21 protein-coding genes are annotated in these 17,651 nt (G+C 45.9%); 12 read left to right on the plus strand and 9 right to left on the minus strand.

From position 1 onward, the window contains the following. Positions 1-103: 103 nt before the first annotated feature. Together ACSHX2_RS09910 and ACSHX2_RS09915 are read right to left on the minus strand one after the other, a co-directional pair. On the minus strand, positions 104-730 hold the full coding sequence (locus tag ACSHX2_RS09910) for a peroxiredoxin (RefSeq protein ID WP_435692783.1): 627 nt from the start codon (positions 728-730) through the stop codon (positions 104-106). Positions 731-929: 199 nt separating this feature from the next. Further along, a complete protein-coding gene (locus ACSHX2_RS09915; RefSeq protein WP_435692784.1) occupies positions 930-1,400 on the minus strand; it encodes a superoxide dismutase [Ni] in 471 nt (156 codons plus the stop codon). Between the two features lie 112 nt (positions 1,401-1,512). Between ACSHX2_RS09915 and ACSHX2_RS09920 the strand changes: the two genes are divergently transcribed. The 3 genes from ACSHX2_RS09920 to ACSHX2_RS09930 all read left to right on the plus strand — a co-directional run bounded on the left by ACSHX2_RS09920 (position 1,513) and on the right by ACSHX2_RS09930 (position 4,882). Further along, positions 1,513-3,207: a cation:proton antiporter gene (locus ACSHX2_RS09920; protein WP_435692785.1), complete on the plus strand. Its 1,695-nt coding sequence runs from the start codon at positions 1,513-1,515 to the stop codon at positions 3,205-3,207. A gap of 104 nt (positions 3,208-3,311) precedes the next feature. Next, the gene (locus ACSHX2_RS09925) at positions 3,312-4,220 is read left to right on the plus strand and encodes a rhodanese-related sulfurtransferase (protein WP_435692786.1); all 909 of its coding nucleotides are present in this window, start codon (positions 3,312-3,314) and stop codon (positions 4,218-4,220) included. Positions 4,221-4,258: 38 nt separating this feature from the next. Beyond that, positions 4,259-4,882 (plus strand): signal peptidase II, encoded by a 624-nt coding sequence (locus ACSHX2_RS09930; protein WP_435692787.1) that lies wholly within the window; start codon positions 4,259-4,261, stop codon positions 4,880-4,882. Here ACSHX2_RS09930 and ACSHX2_RS09935 read toward each other — a convergent pair. Continuing rightward, the gene (locus tag ACSHX2_RS09935) at positions 4,879-6,270 is read right to left on the minus strand and encodes a CCA tRNA nucleotidyltransferase (protein ID WP_435692788.1); all 1,392 of its coding nucleotides are present in this window, start codon (positions 6,268-6,270) and stop codon (positions 4,879-4,881) included. The genes ACSHX2_RS09930 and ACSHX2_RS09935 overlap by 4 nt on opposite strands. Before the next feature lies 1 nt (position 6,271). Between ACSHX2_RS09935 and ACSHX2_RS09940 the strand changes: the two genes are divergently transcribed. Together ACSHX2_RS09940 and ACSHX2_RS09945 are read left to right on the plus strand one after the other, a co-directional pair. Next, complete coding sequence (locus tag ACSHX2_RS09940; RefSeq protein ID WP_435692789.1) at positions 6,272-7,372, plus strand: prepilin peptidase; 1,101 nt, start codon at positions 6,272-6,274, stop codon at positions 7,370-7,372. Positions 7,373-7,467: 95 nt separating this feature from the next. Then, entirely contained in the window at positions 7,468-8,031 is a 564-nt protein-coding gene (locus ACSHX2_RS09945) for a hypothetical protein (protein WP_435692790.1), read from the plus strand. A gap of 118 nt (positions 8,032-8,149) precedes the next feature. Here ACSHX2_RS09945 and ACSHX2_RS09950 read toward each other — a convergent pair whose 3' ends face one another. The 6 genes from ACSHX2_RS09950 to ACSHX2_RS09975 all read right to left on the minus strand — a co-directional run bounded on the left by ACSHX2_RS09950 (position 8,150) and on the right by ACSHX2_RS09975 (position 12,643). Then, a complete protein-coding gene (locus ACSHX2_RS09950; RefSeq protein ID WP_435692791.1) occupies positions 8,150-9,058 on the minus strand; it encodes a thioredoxin family protein in 909 nt (302 codons plus the stop codon). 79 nt (positions 9,059-9,137) lie between these two features. After that, entirely contained in the window at positions 9,138-9,587 is a 450-nt protein-coding gene (locus tag ACSHX2_RS09955; protein WP_435692792.1) for a LysM peptidoglycan-binding domain-containing protein, read from the minus strand. 58 nt (positions 9,588-9,645) lie between these two features. After that, entirely contained in the window at positions 9,646-10,458 is an 813-nt protein-coding gene (locus tag ACSHX2_RS09960) for a TatD family hydrolase (RefSeq protein WP_435692793.1), read from the minus strand. Positions 10,459-10,469: 11 nt separating this feature from the next. Next, complete coding sequence (locus ACSHX2_RS09965) at positions 10,470-10,889, minus strand: SufE family protein (protein ID WP_435692794.1); 420 nt, start codon at positions 10,887-10,889, stop codon at positions 10,470-10,472. Positions 10,890-10,910: 21 nt separating this feature from the next. Continuing rightward, positions 10,911-11,729 carry a CAF17-like 4Fe-4S cluster assembly/insertion protein YgfZ gene (ygfZ, locus tag ACSHX2_RS09970; protein ID WP_435692795.1) on the minus strand — a complete coding sequence of 273 codons (819 nt, stop codon included), beginning with the start codon at positions 11,727-11,729 and terminating at the stop codon, positions 10,911-10,913. Positions 11,730-11,803: 74 nt separating this feature from the next. Continuing rightward, entirely contained in the window at positions 11,804-12,643 is an 840-nt protein-coding gene (locus tag ACSHX2_RS09975; RefSeq protein WP_435692796.1) for a hypothetical protein, read from the minus strand. A 179-nt stretch (positions 12,644-12,822) separates the two neighbouring features. Here ACSHX2_RS09975 and ACSHX2_RS09980 point away from each other — a divergent pair, with 179 nt between their 5' ends. The 7 genes from ACSHX2_RS09980 to secG form a co-directional block, all read left to right on the plus strand. Continuing rightward, the gene (locus ACSHX2_RS09980) at positions 12,823-14,340 is read left to right on the plus strand and encodes a cellulose synthase family protein (RefSeq protein ID WP_435692797.1); all 1,518 of its coding nucleotides are present in this window, start codon (positions 12,823-12,825) and stop codon (positions 14,338-14,340) included. 12 nt (positions 14,341-14,352) lie between these two features. Next, the gene (locus tag ACSHX2_RS09985; protein WP_435692798.1) at positions 14,353-14,994 is read left to right on the plus strand and encodes a L,D-transpeptidase family protein; all 642 of its coding nucleotides are present in this window, start codon (positions 14,353-14,355) and stop codon (positions 14,992-14,994) included. A gap of 125 nt (positions 14,995-15,119) precedes the next feature. Further along, positions 15,120-15,389, plus strand: coding sequence for a 30S ribosomal protein S20 (gene rpsT / locus ACSHX2_RS09990; protein WP_435692799.1), 270 nt, complete (start codon positions 15,120-15,122; stop codon positions 15,387-15,389). Between the two features lie 184 nt (positions 15,390-15,573). Continuing rightward, complete coding sequence (locus ACSHX2_RS09995; protein WP_435692800.1) at positions 15,574-15,804, plus strand: hypothetical protein; 231 nt, start codon at positions 15,574-15,576, stop codon at positions 15,802-15,804. Positions 15,805-15,843: 39 nt separating this feature from the next. Then, positions 15,844-16,707: a 4-hydroxythreonine-4-phosphate dehydrogenase PdxA gene (gene pdxA / locus ACSHX2_RS10000; RefSeq protein WP_435692801.1), complete on the plus strand. Its 864-nt coding sequence runs from the start codon at positions 15,844-15,846 to the stop codon at positions 16,705-16,707. An 85-nt stretch (positions 16,708-16,792) separates the two neighbouring features. Then, positions 16,793-17,140, plus strand: coding sequence for an aspartate 1-decarboxylase (locus ACSHX2_RS10005; RefSeq protein ID WP_435692802.1), 348 nt, complete (start codon positions 16,793-16,795; stop codon positions 17,138-17,140). A 60-nt stretch (positions 17,141-17,200) separates the two neighbouring features. Further along, positions 17,201-17,651: preprotein translocase subunit SecG (secG, locus tag ACSHX2_RS10010; RefSeq protein WP_435692803.1), on the plus strand; the 451-nt coding region annotated here is incomplete at its 3' end.

Here is a 17,651-nt window from a genome sequence, read left to right on the forward strand (position 1 = left end):
CTCGTCGCCTACTTGTTTTTTAGCGAGCAAGTCGACTGTAATACTAAAAAAGCCCATGTGCGTTATGCACATGGGCTTTTTGGTTCTCTGCTAGGAGAGTAAATTACTTGGAAAGGTATTTGGAAACGCCAGCGTGGTCAGCAACCATAGCGTCATCACCTTTTTGCCAGTCCATTGGGCAAACTTCACCATGTTGCTCGAAGTGCTGCAGAGCATCGATAACACGGAGACACTCGTTGATAGAGCGGCCGAGTGGCATGTCGTTTACAACTTGGTGGCGAACTACGCCAGTTTTGTCGATTAGGAATAGGCCGCGGTAGGCAACGAGCTCACCTTCGACTTCTAGGTTGTCTTCTTCGTCGATCACCATTTCACCAGCAAGAACGTCGTAGTCTTCAGAGATAGTTTTGTTGATGTCAGCAACGAGAGGGTATGTGACGCCTTGAATGCCGCCTTGTGCTTTCGGTGTGTTGAGCCACGCCCAGTGGGAGAACTCAGAGTCAGTAGAACAACCAACTACTTGTACGCCGCGTGCTTCAAACTGAGCAAGTTCATCTTGGAACCTGTGAAGTTCAGTTGGGCATACGAATGTGAAATCTTTAGGGTAGAAGAAAAGTACTACGTACTTTTCGCCGATGAATTGCTCGAGTGAGAATTCTTCGATAATGTTCTGACTTTGAACTGCTTTCGCGATGAAAGAAGGAGCTTTTTTGCCTACGAGGACTGCCATAATTCTGTATGTGTTAGTTTTTAGTTAAAAGAAAGCACACGCTTTGTGCGCCAGACGTGAAAGACTTAGTCTCGGGTAGAGATTGGCGCAACAGCTTTGTCGTGACGAATTAGAAATAGTACTTATTAGTGGAACTAATAAGCCCATTACGCTTCAACGTAATGGGCTTTAAGAGTGTGTTTTAAATATGTGTGGATATTTAGTGTTTGGTCGCTGGGCTTGATTTTCCAGCATAGACCTTATTAAACTCGCCAATGGCATTATGCAGTTTTTCAGCATTTTCGAGATCTGTAGTTTGCTTGCAAAGCATTGAGTAGACGATGATTTGGTGAAGGAGTGTGAGCTTTTTTTGGTAGGCATCGCGATCTGCTTCATCGATTTTAATGCGCTGGGCGAGAAAGTATTCAGCTACTATATCTTGGATGGATTGAGCATGTTGTTCTTTATTAGTAATCCAGCGAGTTAGTTGATTCGCGTTTTTGCCAGGGTCCTGTGAGAGTTCAGTGATTTGCTTCATCGCCTTAGCAATCGTTTCTTGATCTTTATGCATGGTCACGAACACGTTATTATCAGCGTAAATACCACATGGAATTTGACAGTGTGCTGAAGCGTTTGGGGTGTTTAACGCTGAGATAAAGAGGGTGGCTGTGAGTAGGGTGATGATTTTCATAGTATTGATTAAATGTGCTTATCAGACTATAACGCAATTCTTGTGTTCTAGCAGATAAAATGTCTGATTTTTTAAGTGGCGAGAGTGCTGGTTTATAGCGTAGGTTTAATCCATGCCTTTAGTGCTAGCTGCGGGAGGAGAGATTCCTCCGTTTTTTATTCTTTTAACGATCGTATTAGTCGCGGTGGTGGTCGTCTCTTTAGTGCTTTCGAGGTTTAAGCAATCGCTTCTCGTAGGCTATTTCCTATGTGGTGTGCTTATTAGTAATAGCGGTGCACTCGAGTGGGTCGGTGTAGAGCAGGTTGGGGTGATCGATGCGTTGGCGGAGATCGGGGTTGTATTACTTTTGTTTACCTTGGGTATTGAATTTTCATTGAAAGAAATCAAGGCGTTGCGACGGCCTGTGTTTGTGGGTGGAACTTCTCAGGTTGGCCTTTGTATATTAGCTGGGCTGGGGGGCGGTTTACTTTTGGGCCTCAATATGTCGCAAGGTTTGCTATTAGGTTTTGCATTTTCTTTGTCCTCGACTGCTGTGAGTATGAAGAGCTTTCAGGAGATGGGGCTGCCAGAGAGTCCACAAGCTAGGACGGCTCTTGGGATGGCTATTTACCAAGATCTTGCGGCTATTCTTTTCATGGTGTTGATTCCTGCTCTTCTAAGTGATGAGGGTGGAATGGGGGCAGTGTTTGTAGCCCTAGCAAAAGGGGCTGTGTTTACAGCGTGTATCATTGTTCTGAGTCGCCATGGGTTTCCTCAGATGCTAGATGCTGTGGCCCGGACTCGGAGCCGTGAATTATTTACTATTACAGTAATTGGTTTGTGTGCTGGCGTGGCGCTGGTGAGCGGCTTACTCGGTCTGAGCCCAGCTTTAGGAGCCTTTGCTGCGGGGATTGTAGTGAGTGAGTCGATTTATTCGCATCGTGTTCTTTCTGACATACTGCCGTTCAAAGACCTCTTTCTCACAGTCTTCTTTGTTTCAGTGGGGTTGTTAATTGATATTAATGAGATGATGGAGTTTTGGCCGTCTATTCTCATTGCGACGGTTGCGATAATCCTAGTGAAGGGAGTGATTGTTGCTCTTGCTGCACACTGGTCCGGTCTTCGCAAAGGGTCATGGCTGGTGACATCAGCAGCTCTTTGTAGCACGGGTGAATTTTCTATTGTTTTGCTCAATAGAGCGAGTGAGTTTAATGCTCTCTCCCTACGCTGGGAGCAGGTCTTGCTGGCAAGTACGGCGCTTTCTATGGGTCTCGTTCCAACCTTAATGAAGCATAGCCTGGGATGGGCTGATAAGATTCGTCGTTCTAGTAAGCAATTTTGCGGTCAAGCGCATGAGACGCTCGGTATTGGTGGGCAAGTGGAAGGTCTGAATGACCATGTGGTGATTTGTGGTTATGGACCTGTAGGTCAAAATTTACATCGAAATTTGATGGAAGCGAATGTGGACGTAGTCGTGTTAGAGACGAATCCTGAGACGGTAAAACGACTACATTCACAGGGAGTACTGTGTCTATTTGCTGATGCGGGAGATAAAGAGTCATTAGAGCTCGCCCATACTGAACGAGCGCGTGGTATTGCATTTACCTTCCCTGATGAACAGGCCGTGTTGAAAGGGATGCACTGTGCTCAAGAGCTCAATAAGGAGATCCGCGTGTACGCTCGTGCTAAATTTGTAGATCAAGCCGAGCGTTTAAAGAATGCTGGTGTGCATTTTGTCCTTCATGATGAGGAGCAGAGTGGGCTTGCTATGATTAGTGCCGTGATGCGATGTTATTCTGCTGATATTGAGCCAAAATGGGATCTATAGTTGTCCGTATTACAACCTAGACTGAGGGGGTAGTGTGCATATTTTGCACTTTCCGTTAGCTAATTTGAGTTGATTTCGAGGGTGAGCTGAGCTACCGAAACGGCATGCAAGACGCGCCATATCAAGTTCTTCTCTACTATCTTTATACGGACATTGAGAACCCAGAAGCGTTCCGCGATGCTCACCGATCACTGTGTGAGAGTCTGGAACTCAGGGGGCGTATCATAGTGGGTAAAGAGGGTATTAATGGCACAGTTTCAGGTACTATAGAAAACTGTGATAAGTACCGCGAGGCTATGCTGGCGGACCCGATTACAGCAACTGTGGAGTTTAAAATAGATCTAGAGCCTGACCATGTCTTTCCTAAGCTTTCTGTAAAAGCGCGCGAAGAGATCGTTACTTTGGGGCTTGGTGAAGAAGACTTTTCTCCCAATGAGTGTACAGGGAATTATCTTGAGCCCGCTGAGTGGAGGGACGCGATCAAAGACCCTAATGCAGTCATTATTGATGCGCGCAACGATTACGAATGGGATCTCGGACGTTTCAAAAATTCTATTCGTCCTCCAGTTCCTGCGTTCCGTGATCTCCCGCAGTGGATACGTGAGAATCGTGAGGAGTTCGAAGGGAAGAAGATTCTGACCTATTGCACTGGTGGTATTCGCTGTGAGAAATTCAGCGGATTTCTTGTGAAGGAGGGCTTCGAAGATGTGAGCCAGCTTCACGGTGGAATTGTGAAATACGGTAAGGATCCTGAGGTGAAAGGTGAGGATTTCGACGGGCAGTGCTATGTGTTCGACGAGCGCATAGGTGTTCCTGTGAATCATGTGAACCCTGAGGTGGTTGCTCGCTGTGTTAGCTGTAATGAACCAAGTGAGCGCTATGTGAACTGCGCGAATAAAATATGTAATGCTCAGCATTTCTGCTGTGAAAAGTGCGAGCCTGTAAGTCTCCGCTGTTGCTGCGATGAGTGTCGCGAAGTTTATACGGTAAAATACGCCGGAGTCGTTAAGTAGGCTCTTTACCTTTTTTATATCCTGTGCAGGTTTCCAACATGCCTCGTCTGTTACCGCTTTTGCTCAAAATCAGTTTGCCGCTTATTGTGATCGACCAGATCACCAAGTGGCTGGTTGTTCTGAATATGAAGCAGCCGTATTCACTTATTCAGGAATATCCGTACACGCGAGTGTCTGTGCCATTTAATGGGAAGTACTGGTTAGATAGCAGTGAGATAGACCTCATTCCTGTAGTCGACGGTTTTTTCAATATTAGTCGAGTACATAACCAAGGCGTGGCTTTTGGTTTTGGCAATGGCTCGACGTGGGCTCCAGTGGTTTTTCTAGTCGTGCCATTTATCGCTTTGACCGTAGTAAGTATTCTATGGGAAAAGGGAGTTTTCGTAGGGATCGCAAAATGGTCAGCTCCATTGCTGGTAGCAGGTGTGATCGGCAATCTAATTGATCGACTTACCCAGGGTTTTTTCCTAAAGGGCTATGAGAACGAGAGTTTCTGGACACGTCTGAGTGAAGGTTATGTTGTCGACTTTCTTGATTTTTATATTCCTATCGTGAATTACCGATGGCCGTCCTTCAACGTAGCGGACAGCTGTATTTGTATAGCTGCGACACTGCTCTTTCTCTCGGCGTTTCGGGCTGAAGAGCCGAAAATAGAGGCTTAATAGTTTTCTTTAATCCAAGCGATTGCTTGGGAACTTTCTGTCAGTTTACCTTCGAGCTGTTCTGTTTGAATAGCCTGCAGGATTTCTTTGAATTGAGGGCCTGGTCTGTAGCCTAAACCAATGAGGTCCTTACCGCTTATTAGAGGGGCTGGAATGAGTGGTTCAGAAGCAAATTCTTCTTCTTTGGCTCGGAGGAAGTCGTAGTTCTCCGTGATGCCATTACTGCTGCCACAGTCTACACGGTGGAGCTCCATTTCTAACTCATAGGTAGGGCGTGACATGAAGCGTTTGACCTTGGACTTTTTCATGAAGCGCACGTTCATGAAATTCATGTGGTTTGCTACCATTGCGCAGACTTCATCAATCGTTTTGTTCGAGTACTTGAGTCTTTTGAGAATGGTCTCAGCCATTTCAGCTCCTAGAGAATCATGACCGCTGAAGCGAATTCGGTCTTCATCTGGATCATAAGAATACGTTGCAGGTTTGCCGATGTCATGGAGTAAGACTGCGAGAACTAGTTCTAGAGTCACTTCTCCTTCCAGCATGTCTAACATCATGCTCGTATGTATGTAGACATCGCCTTCAGGATGAAATTGTGGAGGTTGCTCACAGCCGATTAGATCGAGGATTTCAGGGAGAAAATGTTGAATGAGCCCAGACTTTACCAAGAGGTCGAGACCTCTAGCTCTGCGAGGGGAAAGAAGGATGAGGCTGAATTCCGCTTGGATGCGTTCAGTTGCAATATTCTTGATCAGCGGAGCGTTCGTTTTGATAGCTTCCCAAGTTTTCTCTTCGATATCGAAGTTTAATTTGGTGGCAAAGCGGATGGCTCGCATGAGACGGAGCGCATCTTCAGTAAAGCGTTCATTGGGGTTGCCAATAGCTCGAATGAGCTTTTTTTCGATGTCGATTTTTCCGTTCACGAAATCGATGATCTCACCAGTGTCGGATTTTTGGAAAAGCCCGTTGACTGTGAAATCACGGCGGGAAGCATCTTCTTCAGCTGTTGCGAAGGTGACTGATTCCGGTCTTCGACTATCAGTATAGGAACCATCAGTGCGGAATGTGGCTATCTCGAAAGCTGCGCCCGCGTATTTAACCAAAATAACTCCAAAATGAGCACCAATAGAGTCGGCTTTAGGGAAGAGTTTAAGCACTTGCTGAGGTGTTGCTGAGGTTGCCAAATCGTAGTCCTTTGGTTCAATTTTAAGGAGCTGGTCACGTACGCAACCACCGGCGAAGTAACAGGTGTGACCGGCATCATTAAGTATGCGGGAAATGTCTTTGGCTGACTGTAAGAGCTGGTTCATCAGAGTATCTTTGAGAAAGTGTGCGTTTTGCACATTTGGGGATTGCTTGCGGGCATTGTCGAGATTGAATGTCTGCAATATGGTAATTGATTGGTCACATCCAGTATTTGGGATCGCAGCACTTCTATTAGGAGCATGTATAGGATCATTTCTAAATGTGGCTATCTATCGTTTACCTCGGGGCTTGTCAGTCAATGAACCCAAGCGAAGCTTTTGTCCGCATTGTAAAAAACAAATTCCCATGTGGCGGAATATCCCCTTGGTGACTTGGGTTCTACAGCGAGGTAAGTGTGCCGAGTGTAATGCTCCGATTGCGGTGCGGTATTTCATAGTCGAGTTATTGACTGCCTTGGTATGGCTCGGCTGCTGGTTTGTTTTTCCTGACCCAGCTCAAGCTGTGTTCTTCATGCTGCTGAGTGCTGTTCTGATAACGATTAGTGCTGTCGATATTGAGTTAATGCTTATTCCACGTCAGCTCACTATCACAGGCACTTTGTTAGGATTAGGGATGGCCGCTCTGTGCCCTGAGTTCTTAGGTGAAGAGATATGGTGGAAGGGGTTATTAAAGTCTACCTATGGCTTTGCTTTTGGGTGGATTGGCCTGTGGCTGGTGGTGCTGTTAGGTAAGCTAGCATTTGGTAAGCGTTCTTTTGAATTTGATGAAGCAACAGAGTGGATGTTGCGAGAACCTGAAACCGATGAAGAAGAGCTGAGTTTTGTAATAGGTGGCGAGGCTATTGGCTGGTCTGACATTTTTTACCGTAAATCAGACCGCTTGCTGATTGAAGGCGTTGATTCTGTGAATGTAGATGGGATTCCGAGAGAGACTGAGCGTGTCGAGATTAAGGATAATATCGTTCACATCAATGGTGAGGAATTTCAAATTGAGTCGCTTAAATCACTAGATGGCAAGGCTCAGAAAGCAGTGGTTCCACGCGAGGCAATGGGAATGGGGGATGTGGATTTGTTAGGTATGTTAGGTGCGTGTTTTGGTCCAGCCTCCTTACTGTTCACTATATTCGCGGCTAGCCTAGTGAGTATCGTATGGGCGGTGTTTAACCGCTTAGGCTTTGGCCGTCTTATGCCCTTTGGCCCTTCGATTATCGCTGGGGCTATTCTTTGGGTCTTTTTGGGAAAAGATCTATGGGCTTGGTATTTGAAGGTAGTCGGCGTCTATTAAATAAAAAACGCTAGGTTTGTCACCTAGCGCTTTTTGAGTAGAACTTTCGGGCTACTTAAAATTTCTACTACTTCTTTTTAGGGGTGGTTTTTTTCTTGGCGCCTTTTTTTGTGGGCTTTTTGGCGGCTTTCTTCGTTACCTTTTTCGCTGCTTTTTTCACCCCTTTTTTCGTGGTTTTTTTAGCGACCTTCTTGGTCGTCTTTTTAGCGACTTTTTTAGAAGTTTTCTTTGCTGATTTTTTAGCGACCTTCTTCGTTTTTTTGACTGCTTTCTTCGTCACTTTTTTTGAGGCCTTTTTCTTTGTCGCCTTTTTGGCAGCCTTTTTAGTCACCTTCTTAACCACTTTTTTTGCAGATTTCTTAGCTACTTTTGCCTTCTTGGTAACCTTTTTCTGGGTGGATTTTTTAGGAGTAGTTTTTTTGCTTACTTTCTTAACCGTTTTTTTAGCGACCTTTTTTGGAACTTTCTTTTTCACCGATTTCTTAGCGGCGACTTTCTTTTTAGGAGCTGACTTCACTTTGGCTGATACAGCCTTTTGTGTCGTAGAGGGTTTAGTTTTTTTACTTTTCTTTTTTTTTGCTGCCATAGGAAGTTTGGGGCTGTTAGGTTTTGAGCTTAATGTTCAATATGAAAATAACGGAAGTATTCATATACATTAAAGCCTGAAAAACAGTCTGTTAGTCAAGGTGAAACTTCAGCTTTCTGAATAAATGCCAATTTAATGAAAGTGGTTTAAGTTGCGATTTACGGGTGTGTGTTAGGAATTGTTAGATTAGATTATTTGAAGCTTGGTTGTTTGAAATCTGGAGCGATATGGCTAATTACTTCCCAAAGTTGAGGGTTGCTCGGGTGGCCATTGAATAGGACTTTTCCTCCCTTGTTTATGAGTACAAGAGTTGGAATACTTTGAATTCTGAGTGCTCGTGAAAGGGTAAGGCTTTCGGTATCTTTCACCCAGTTACTGAGCTTCGATATTTGATGTTCTGTAATGAAGGTCTCGGCATCAGTTTCCACTTCATCAGATTGTTCCGCAAGTAGGCTGATGATATTGAAGTTATGTTTAAGAGCTTGGGTATTAGTGAGCTTAAAGTCTTCGAGTGTCTCATCGAACTCTCTACTCCACGGTGACCAAAAATAGAGTAATGTAGCCCCCTTGTTCTTATCTGTGAGAGATGTTGTTTTGTTGTCTAACAGGTTTGGGAGTTCGAGTGTTGAGTCGAGAGTAAGTTTCGACATTGCCTGAGTGAGTTTTAGTTCTTCGATATGTTGGGCAAAGACACTCGCTTGGCGTGGGCTATACCAGAAGGCGTCAGTAATGAGCTTTTTAAAGTTATCATACTCTTGATTTTGCAGAGCTTGTAGGGCTTGGCAGTACTTGGTGATGGCGATCCAGTCGTCTTCGAGGGTGAATATCTCTGAGTCGTCAGCTGAGAACCCTGTTTGCTGGAGAGCTGGAGCTAGAGACGCGAGTGATGTGAAGTCTCTTAAATCTACAAAGTAGAGGAATTGCGCCTCTAGTAGTGCTTGTGGTGGAAGTTGAGCTTGTTTGGCGTCTTCCATGACCTCGAGGAATGTGTCAGCATCACGCGTTGTGTAGAGCTCCTCTATGAGGGTGGTTGGAGGTGCTTGAGCAGAGAGGATAGTTGAGGATAAGCAGCTGAGGCTGAATATAATGAGTTGCTTCATTGTTTCATGAGGTAGCAAAAAATAAAAAAGGTGACGAGAATGGATCTCGGCACCTTTTAAGAGTTTCTATGTATCTGAGCTAGTTATTCGGAATCTGGATAGTTTCGCCAACGCGGATATTATTTCCAGAGATACCGTTAGCGGCTTGAATAGCTTCTACACTCGTGTCGTAATCTCGAGATAATTTCCAGAGACTGTCGCCAGCTTTGACGGTATAAGGGAGTGTGGAGCCTGCTGCTGGAGCGCTATTGACTGCTGCTCCAGGTGAGGAGTATGAGTTAGAAGCCACAGGTGGCGAATATGAGTTTGGAGCTGCAGGTTGCGTAGGTGGAAGTGTGTTTCCTACGCCAGGGAGTTGCTGATAAGGTGCATTCTGACCAGTTTCACCATTTGACCGAGGGACCGCATAGGGGTTAGCTGAGGGTGCTTGGTTGGCAGCTGGAGCTCCGTATGGATTGCTTGTTGGGTTGTTACAGGACACGAGACCAACAAGAGTAGCTGAAAGAGAGAGGGCAGTTAGAGTTTTCATTACTGAGTATTTTAGCATCAAGTTCTTTGATGTAAACGAGACACTAGCAAAAATCCTTTCAAATGTTAGTGTGGAAACCGAAAAAATCATTCACAGTTTCCTCTGTGTGTTGGGCAAGTTCATCAAGCGACTCATTACGAGAGGTCGCTATGTGTTGAGCGATGTACTTTGTGAAGGCTGGTTCATTGCGCTTACCGCGGTGAGGTGTAGGGGCTAGATAGGGAGAGTCTGTTTCTAGCATGAATTTGCCTTTAGGAACCGAAGTGGCTGCAGCGAGGCAGTCTTTGGCGCTCTTGAAGGTGGTAATACCCGTGAAAGAAATGAGACCACCTAGTTCGAGAATGGGGGTAGCATTTTCCCAAGGTCCGAGAAAGCAATGAAAGACGGCCTGTACATCATTTGCAAATTCGCGGTAGATTTCAAGAGCATCATAGAGGGATTGCTTGCCGCTTTTATCGCGGGTATGGATGACGATGTTTTTATTGAGTTTTTTAGCGAGAAGGAAGTGCTGGCGGAGGAGCTCGCGTTGGCGCTGGTGATAGCTTTCATCGGTCCATCCTTCTGGAGCGGGGTGGAAATAGTCTAGACCTGTTTCACCAATGGCGACACATTTTGGGTGGAGCGCGAAGCTAGTGAGTTCTTCTAAGTAATTATCGGGCGTGAGATGTACATCACACGGATGGATGCCGATTGCGCAGAAGACTTCTGGGAAGTTCTCTGCAATCGCAATATTTGCGGGGCAATCTTCAAGTGAGGTTGCCAGAGTAACCATGCGGTAAATACCATTTGCTTTGGCATCCAACACGATTGTCTTCAGCTCTTCTTTGGTAAACTTATGAGAAGCTAGATGACAGTGAGAGTCGGTAAACATGTAGAGGTGGCTTAGGAGGTCATACTCAGCTGAAGTGCATATTTCTTCATCTGCGCTGACATGAGGTTAAGAGCATTCGCGCGTGTTGGTGCGAGGTGCTCTTTGAGACCGGTTTTATCGATGAAGCTCATATCTGCTGTAAGGATGTCATCAGGCTTCTCTCCATCGAGTATGCGAACAAAGAGTGCGATCATACCCTTGGTGATGAGTGAGTCAGAGTCAGCTAGGAAGCTGATGATTCCTCCTTCATTTTTAGCTTCTAGCCAAACCTGAGATTGGCAGCCTTTGATGAGGCGGTCTTCAGTTTGTAGAGACTCGTCCATGGTTGGTAACTTTTTTCCTAGGCCTATGACGTACTCGTATCGTTCGGTCCAATCTTGGAAGAGGTCGAGTTCGTCGAGGAGTTGCTGTTGTTTATCTGCGATGCTCATATGCTGAAAATTTGGTGGTGATTAGGAAAGAATTGTGGCTTGAGATTTGCCAATATTGAAGTTTTGGGTGTCTTGGTATTTTCTTTTACGATAGGCAAGAGCGATCTGCTTTCCATCAATATTACAGATACTTGTCATGTTACCCGCTGGTTTTGCTTCACTAGCTCCATCGCAAAGTAGTGGAGTGCCTGTGTTCTCAGGGCTACTGAGCTCGAGAAGAACTAGGTGGCGATTCGTTTTTCCAGCGGAGCGCATGCGTGAAATGACTTCTTGTCCAGTGTAGCAGCCTTTTGTGTAGGAAATGGCACGGGCTTCGAGCCCCGCTTCTGGAGGGAGTACATTATTGTTTAGCTCGGCTCCCCAGAGTGGGACGGCGTGGCTGATGCGAGATTTTTCGACTTCACTATGGCTGAGGTTACTTTGTGGAGCCTTACTTTTTAGGTGGAGTGTGTCGTATCCAGATTGCCCGAATCGATTGCAGATCCAACCTGCTTCTGGTGCTTCTCCGATGGTATGGAGGAGCTCATAGTCTTCAGTGATATCTGAGAGTTCGGCGTCGTCCGCAATGATGTACCGGTCAAGTCGCGTGAAAAGGGCTTCACGTAGCTCAACTGGGCAGTCGATGACGAGATCGCTCTGGTGGCGTCTGATGAAGCAATCGCCGTCGAGCTTTCCTTTGAAGTTTGTCACAAGCGCATACACCGCATTTTTTTCTGTGGCGAGGGAGACGTCTTGAGTGCACTGGCCGTTGAGATAACGCTGTGCGTCAGAACCAGAGAGTTTGAAAATGGCTCGATCTAGGAGAACTGAACCGTCGGCTGGGAGCTCGTATGGAAGCATGCATCTAGCTCAGCAGAGTAACGCTGAGTTGCAACTCTATTTCTTGGTGAGAAATAGAGGGTGAAATGTAATGTTTACTGTCCTCGCGAGAGGGCTAGGTCGGCGAGCTTCTTGCTTTGGGTACTGATTTCTTTGACCTGTGCTTCTGTCGGCTCTTCGTCAGACGCTAGAGTCATGTCGTTCTTGAGGCCTGCGCAGATTTCGCGCATTGCGAGCATGTGCTTTCGTTCCGAGACACGTGGGTCAAGGGAGCCGATGATTTGTTCATAATAATCGGCAATGTCTTCGCGAAAGAGTTGGCTAGCACGTTCTTCTGTGAAATTTTTCTCAACAGCCAGCGAAGCGCACTCGAGGGCGCGTATCCAACCACCAAAAGAAATGAGATGGGCTAGGTCCGCATCACGTAGTTGGACAAGCTCGATTTCCACGTCTTTCTGGGTTGCTGCAAGTTCTGCTTTTAATTCGTCTGGGCGGTCATTTTTAGCATGATCGAGTAGACTCGCAGCGTGGCGATTGACTCGCTCGCCAGCGCCAAGCGCTTTGCCATAACGAGAAAGCTCTTTGGCAATGCCTTCAATGTCATCGAGAGTGTTATTCTCCACGGCGAGGAAGCCCTCTGCTATGAGGAAACCGATTTCGATAGAGAGGTCTGAACGGTCAAGCGGCATGCGCTCAGGGAGATCGTGCTTAGTTTCCTTTACAGGGAGCGGGGCAAGTTGCTCTAAATCATCAAAAATAAGTCGGATGGATGGAGCTGTGAATTCATTGATGCCCAGCTCTTCTCTGACGTGGGGATCTTCTATGAGGTCAGAGGGCAGCTGAGGGATGTTGTCATTAGCATCTTGGGCAAAGCTGGGAGTAGCGAAGAGAGAAAGGGTGGTCATTGTTAAAACCCATGATTGCGTGACTTTCATGGCTATAGATAAACATAGATTACCTTGATTGTGCAACGGTAAGATGTAATGAATTAGCTTCTGTTGAGAGATCCTAGCTCGGAAGGTAGGGTTGACATTGTATAAACATTAGTGCATTGCGTGGAACGTCTCGAAGGATGTTCCTACGAGAACTGTATATTCAAAACCCCCAAACTGTTATGATGAACTGGATCTGGTATATCTCTTACTTTCTCGTGCTGATAGGGCTTGCGGGTTACGGCTTTCACCGTCTCACGACTCTCTACTTGTATATTAAGCACAAGGACGACACTCCGCATCCTTTGAGTCAGTTTGATGAGCTCCCTATGATCACTATGCAGCTCCCAGTGTTTAATGAAATGCACGTGGTAGAACGCTTGATGGAGCACATAGCCGCACTTGATTACCCTCAAGATAAATTACAAATCCAGTTACTGGATGACTCTACTGATGAGTCTACTGAGATCTGTTGTACGCAGGTTGAGAAGCTTCAGGCTCAAGGTTTTGATGCTGAATATATTCACCGTACAGATCGCACCGGGTTTAAAGCTGGAGCTCTTGAAAATGGAACGAAGTCAGCAAAAGGTGATTTCTTGTTTATTTTGGATGCTGATTTCGCGCCGAATCCGAGCGTGCTGAAAGATACGATTCACTTCTTCACTGACCCTAAGGTTGGCATGATTCAGACCCGCTGGGGCCATTTAAATCGCGACTACAATCTGCTTACCCGCATTCAGGCGATGTTTCTTGACGGGCATCTAGAGCTTGAGCAAACAGCGCGTAATCGCTCCGGACGGTTTTTCACTTTCAATGGTACTGGTGGTATGTGGCGTAAAAGCTGTATCGATGATGCTGGTGGTTGGCACCACGACACACTCACTGAAGATATGGATCTGAGCTATCGTGCGCAGCTTAAAGGTTGGCGCTTTGTGTTTCTTAAAGACATTGAGACACCGGCTGAGCTCCCAGTGGATATGGATGGCTTCAAGAGTCAGCAACACCGTTGGACAAAAGGCTCTATTCAATGCTGCAAGAAGTGTCTTGTGGATATTTGGAAGAGTGGCTACCCGTTAAAATGTAAGCTCGAGGCCACTGCTCACTTAACGTCGAACTTCGCCTATCTCCTCCTCATAGTGCTGTGTTTCTTGCTTTATCCTAAGCAGCAATACTATCCACAGTGGGAGTTCCTGGATAAGTATCCATGGATTGAGCACTTCTTAAACGTGCCAATTTTCTTCTTTGGTTCTGTTTCTGTGGCACTCTTTTACCTTATGGCACAAAAGGCTCTACGTCCTAAACAATGGTACAAAGAAATTTTCCTTCTCCCATTTCTTCTCGCTCTCGGGATCGGAATGTCAGTGAATAATGCAAAAGCTGTTTTAGAAGCCCTGTTTAATCATCAAACTGGTTTCGTGCGTACTCCTAAGTATGGCATTGGTGAGACTGGTGGTCAGGGTGCTTTAAAGTCTAGTCGCTATAAGACTATGAAATCTTTAATGCCTTTTCTAGAGGTGGTTTTCGCCATTTTCTTCTTGGTTGTGGTTGTTTCTAACTTGATTGACGGTAAGTATGTAACATCACTTCTTCTAGCTCCATTCCCAGTAGGCTTCTTCTATACCTCGATCCCATCCCTCTACAGAATGATGCCAATCCATAATAAGGATCGGGAAGATGCCATCGTAGATAAAGGGAAGTAAGTTTTTACGACAATGTCTCCTCGTAGCGCCTATTCTATTACATTGATTCTACTTTCCGCGGCCTGTTTTTTTCTGAACAGCTGCGCAAGTACACCGCTTGACGCACATCAGAGTAAGATGCTTGTGAGCGTCGAAGATCAATTGATGGTGCTTACTCAGAATGGGCTGCCGGTGAAGACCTATAAAGTTTCGACTTCTAAATTCGGAGTAGGGGACACACCTCGTAGTATGTGTACTCCCTTAGGTAAAATGCAGGTAGCTAAGAAAATTGGGGGGAATCAGCCTAAGGGGGCTGTATTTAAAGGTAGACACCCAACAGGTGAAGTTCTTTCGCCAAATGCTCCGGGTCGGGATCCGATCGTGACAAGGATCATGTGGCTCAAGGGAACTGAACGCAGGAATGAAAATGCGTTTGATCGCTATATTTATATACACGGTACGCCGGAGGAGCGTACCATTGGGGAGGTCGCAAGCTATGGCTGTATCCGTATGACCTCAAAGGATATTGTAGATCTTTATTCTAGGATTGGGGTTAATGCGGAGGTGAAAGTAGTCAAGGGGCCAATCAAGGCGCAAGCAAAGGCTGCTAAGCATCGGAACCTCGTTAAAGTACCAGGTAAGAAGGAGCTAGTGACACATGAGCAAAATGCTTAAGTCAAGATTCCTTCAGAAAAATAGCACTTCCGTGACTCAAATGCTTGACAAGATGTGCGAGATGATTAGTTTCTCCGCCCCGGCCTGCAACGCCGAACTTTTTAACAATTTCACAAAATACAATCATGGCTAACACAAAGCAAGCACTCAAGCGCGTTCGTCAGAACGATAAGCGTAACACAATCAACACAGCTCTTAAGAGCCGCGTTAAGACTCTCCGTAAGAATTCTATTGCAGCAGCAACAGAAGGTAACAAAGAAGCAGCACAGAAGGCTTACACTCAGTTCACATCTGCAGTTGATAAGTGTGCGAAGAAGAACGTTTTCCACAAGAACAAGGCTGCTAACCTCAAGAGCAAGACTGCTAAAGCGATCCAAGCTGCTCAAGCTGCTTAATTGTTCCACTTGCAGATACGCAAGTAGCACGGCAATTGCAGGCTCAAGCTATTTTACTAAAACGGAGGTGCTTCAGAGTGAAGGCCTCCGTTTTTTGTGACTCGAAACTTCGCTAACAGGGCTTGCGCTTTTGGGTGTATACGCAAATATATAAACAGAGCGCGATTTTGCGCATAGAAGTATTATGAACAATTCCATCAGTAACGAACGCTTAAAAAAGGCACAAGAGATCGCATCAAACCCCAGCTCCTACAAGGTCTGTGAAGGATGTGACTCTATCGTTGGCTCTGGTGCGATTACATGCCCGAACTGTCATGGCTACCGTTTTGATGCTGAGCCTGGTCGTGTCGTAGATCAGGCTATTTTTCTCGGTGCGCGTAAGCAGACTTCAGTGACGCTCGAAGATATGGCCTAGAAATACGTGAGGCGTGTTTCAAATTTGAACTATTGAGTGATGAAAAAAATTGGAATTACTCTAGGTGATCAAGCTGGAGTAGGGCCAGAGGTTGTCGATGCGGCTTTGTTCGATTTGACTATTCCAGATGGTTTTCAGATTGAAATACTCGGTGAGCGCTTAGATGGTGTTATCCTTGGGCAGCCTACGCGTGAAACTGCCCAGATGGCACTTGAGTCTCTGGAAGAAGGGGCTCGGAAACTTAATTCTGGAGAAATCGATGCAATCGTCACAGGTCCGGTGGCGAAGGAAGGTTTGCACGAGCTTGGGTTCAACTTTCCCGGGCAGACGGAATTTTTTGCAGACCGTCTCGCTTGTGAGAATCATGCTATGTGTTTGACGGGTGCCAATCTGACTGTGGCGCTTGTGACTATACATGTGGCACTTTCACAGGTTCCTACGTTGATTTCCCAAGAAGAAATCGTTCGAGTCGGTAAATTACTTGCCGACTTCTGTCAGCAAAAGGGTGCGAGTCAAGCGCGTGTGGCCGTTTGTGGCCTGAATCCACATGCTGGAGAGAATGGGGCATTTGGCCATGAGGATATCGAAATTATTTCTCCGGCAATAAAACAGCTTAATGCTGAGTCTCAATCGGCTGTTTTTTCCGGCCCTCATTCGGCCGATACTGTTTTCTCACACGCTGTAAATGGTGATTATGACGCAGTACTTTGCATGTATCATGATCAAGGATTGATCCCGCTTAAATTACTAGATTTCGATACTGGTGTGAATACTACACTCGGGTTGCCGAGGCCTCGTACTAGTCCTGATCACGGAACTGCATTTGATATTGCAGGGAAGGGGATTGCAAAGTCTTCATCAATGCGGCATGCGATTCAATTGGCAATTGATTTGATCACTTAAGTGCATGGTGTCGCTTGATTATCACCGTTAGTGAAGCACGTGAGAAAGATTTGACTTTAGTCAGGAATTGTTCATTGGTGCGTGCATGTTACGCACTTTTTTGAAGTCAAAAATTCACCGTGCAATGTGCACCGACGGCGTGGTGGACTATGAAGGCAGTATTGAAATTCCACTCGATTTGATGGAAGCTGTCGATTTGTTGCCAGGTGAGAAGGTTCTAGTGACTTCGGCAAGTAAAGGTGGCCGACTCGAGACCTATGCTCAAGCTGGCCCTTCAGGCTCAGGCAAAATCATATTAAATGGTGGTGCTGCGCATGTTATAGGTAAAGGTGAGCGCATCACTATTATGGCATTCGGTCTCTCGGATATTCCTGTTGAGTCGAAAAAAGTGGTCTGCAATGAGCAGAACGAAATTATCCGTCTAGGTAAGTAATGTTTTCAAAGCAAATGATGGCTTTACAAGCTGCTCTTTGCCTTACATATTCCGCGTCCCATGAACTCAATGATTTTAGCTGTTAGCGGTATGACTATCGCGATTAATCTTCTTCTCGTTATTCTTGTAGCACTAAGTTTGCTACTTTGTTTGGTCGTGCTTATGCAGCGTCCTAAGCAGGAGGGTCTCGGAGCCGCTTTTGGTGGTGGTATGACTGACCAAGCTTTTGGAGCTCAGACTACAGACGTACTTCAGAAGGGCACAGCTTACTTAGGTACTGCATTTTTCGCTGTGACTCTTGCTCTATCTGTTCTCGTTTCCGCGCAGAACTCAGGTAAGCGACTTGATAAAAGTTCTCTTAAGCAAGTTGAAGAGCAAGTCTCTAGTGATGATGTAGCAGCAGAGGTTGCTGATGTCGTCGCTGCAACTGCAGTTGAAGAGGTTGTGGCTGAAGAGGTTGTGGCTGAAGAGGTTGTGGCTGAAGAGGTTGTGGCTGAAGAGGTTGTGGCTG

The sequence above is a fragment of the Rubritalea sp. genome (assembly GCF_051252225.1).
Lineage (GTDB): Bacteria > Verrucomicrobiota > Verrucomicrobiia > Verrucomicrobiales > Akkermansiaceae > Rubritalea.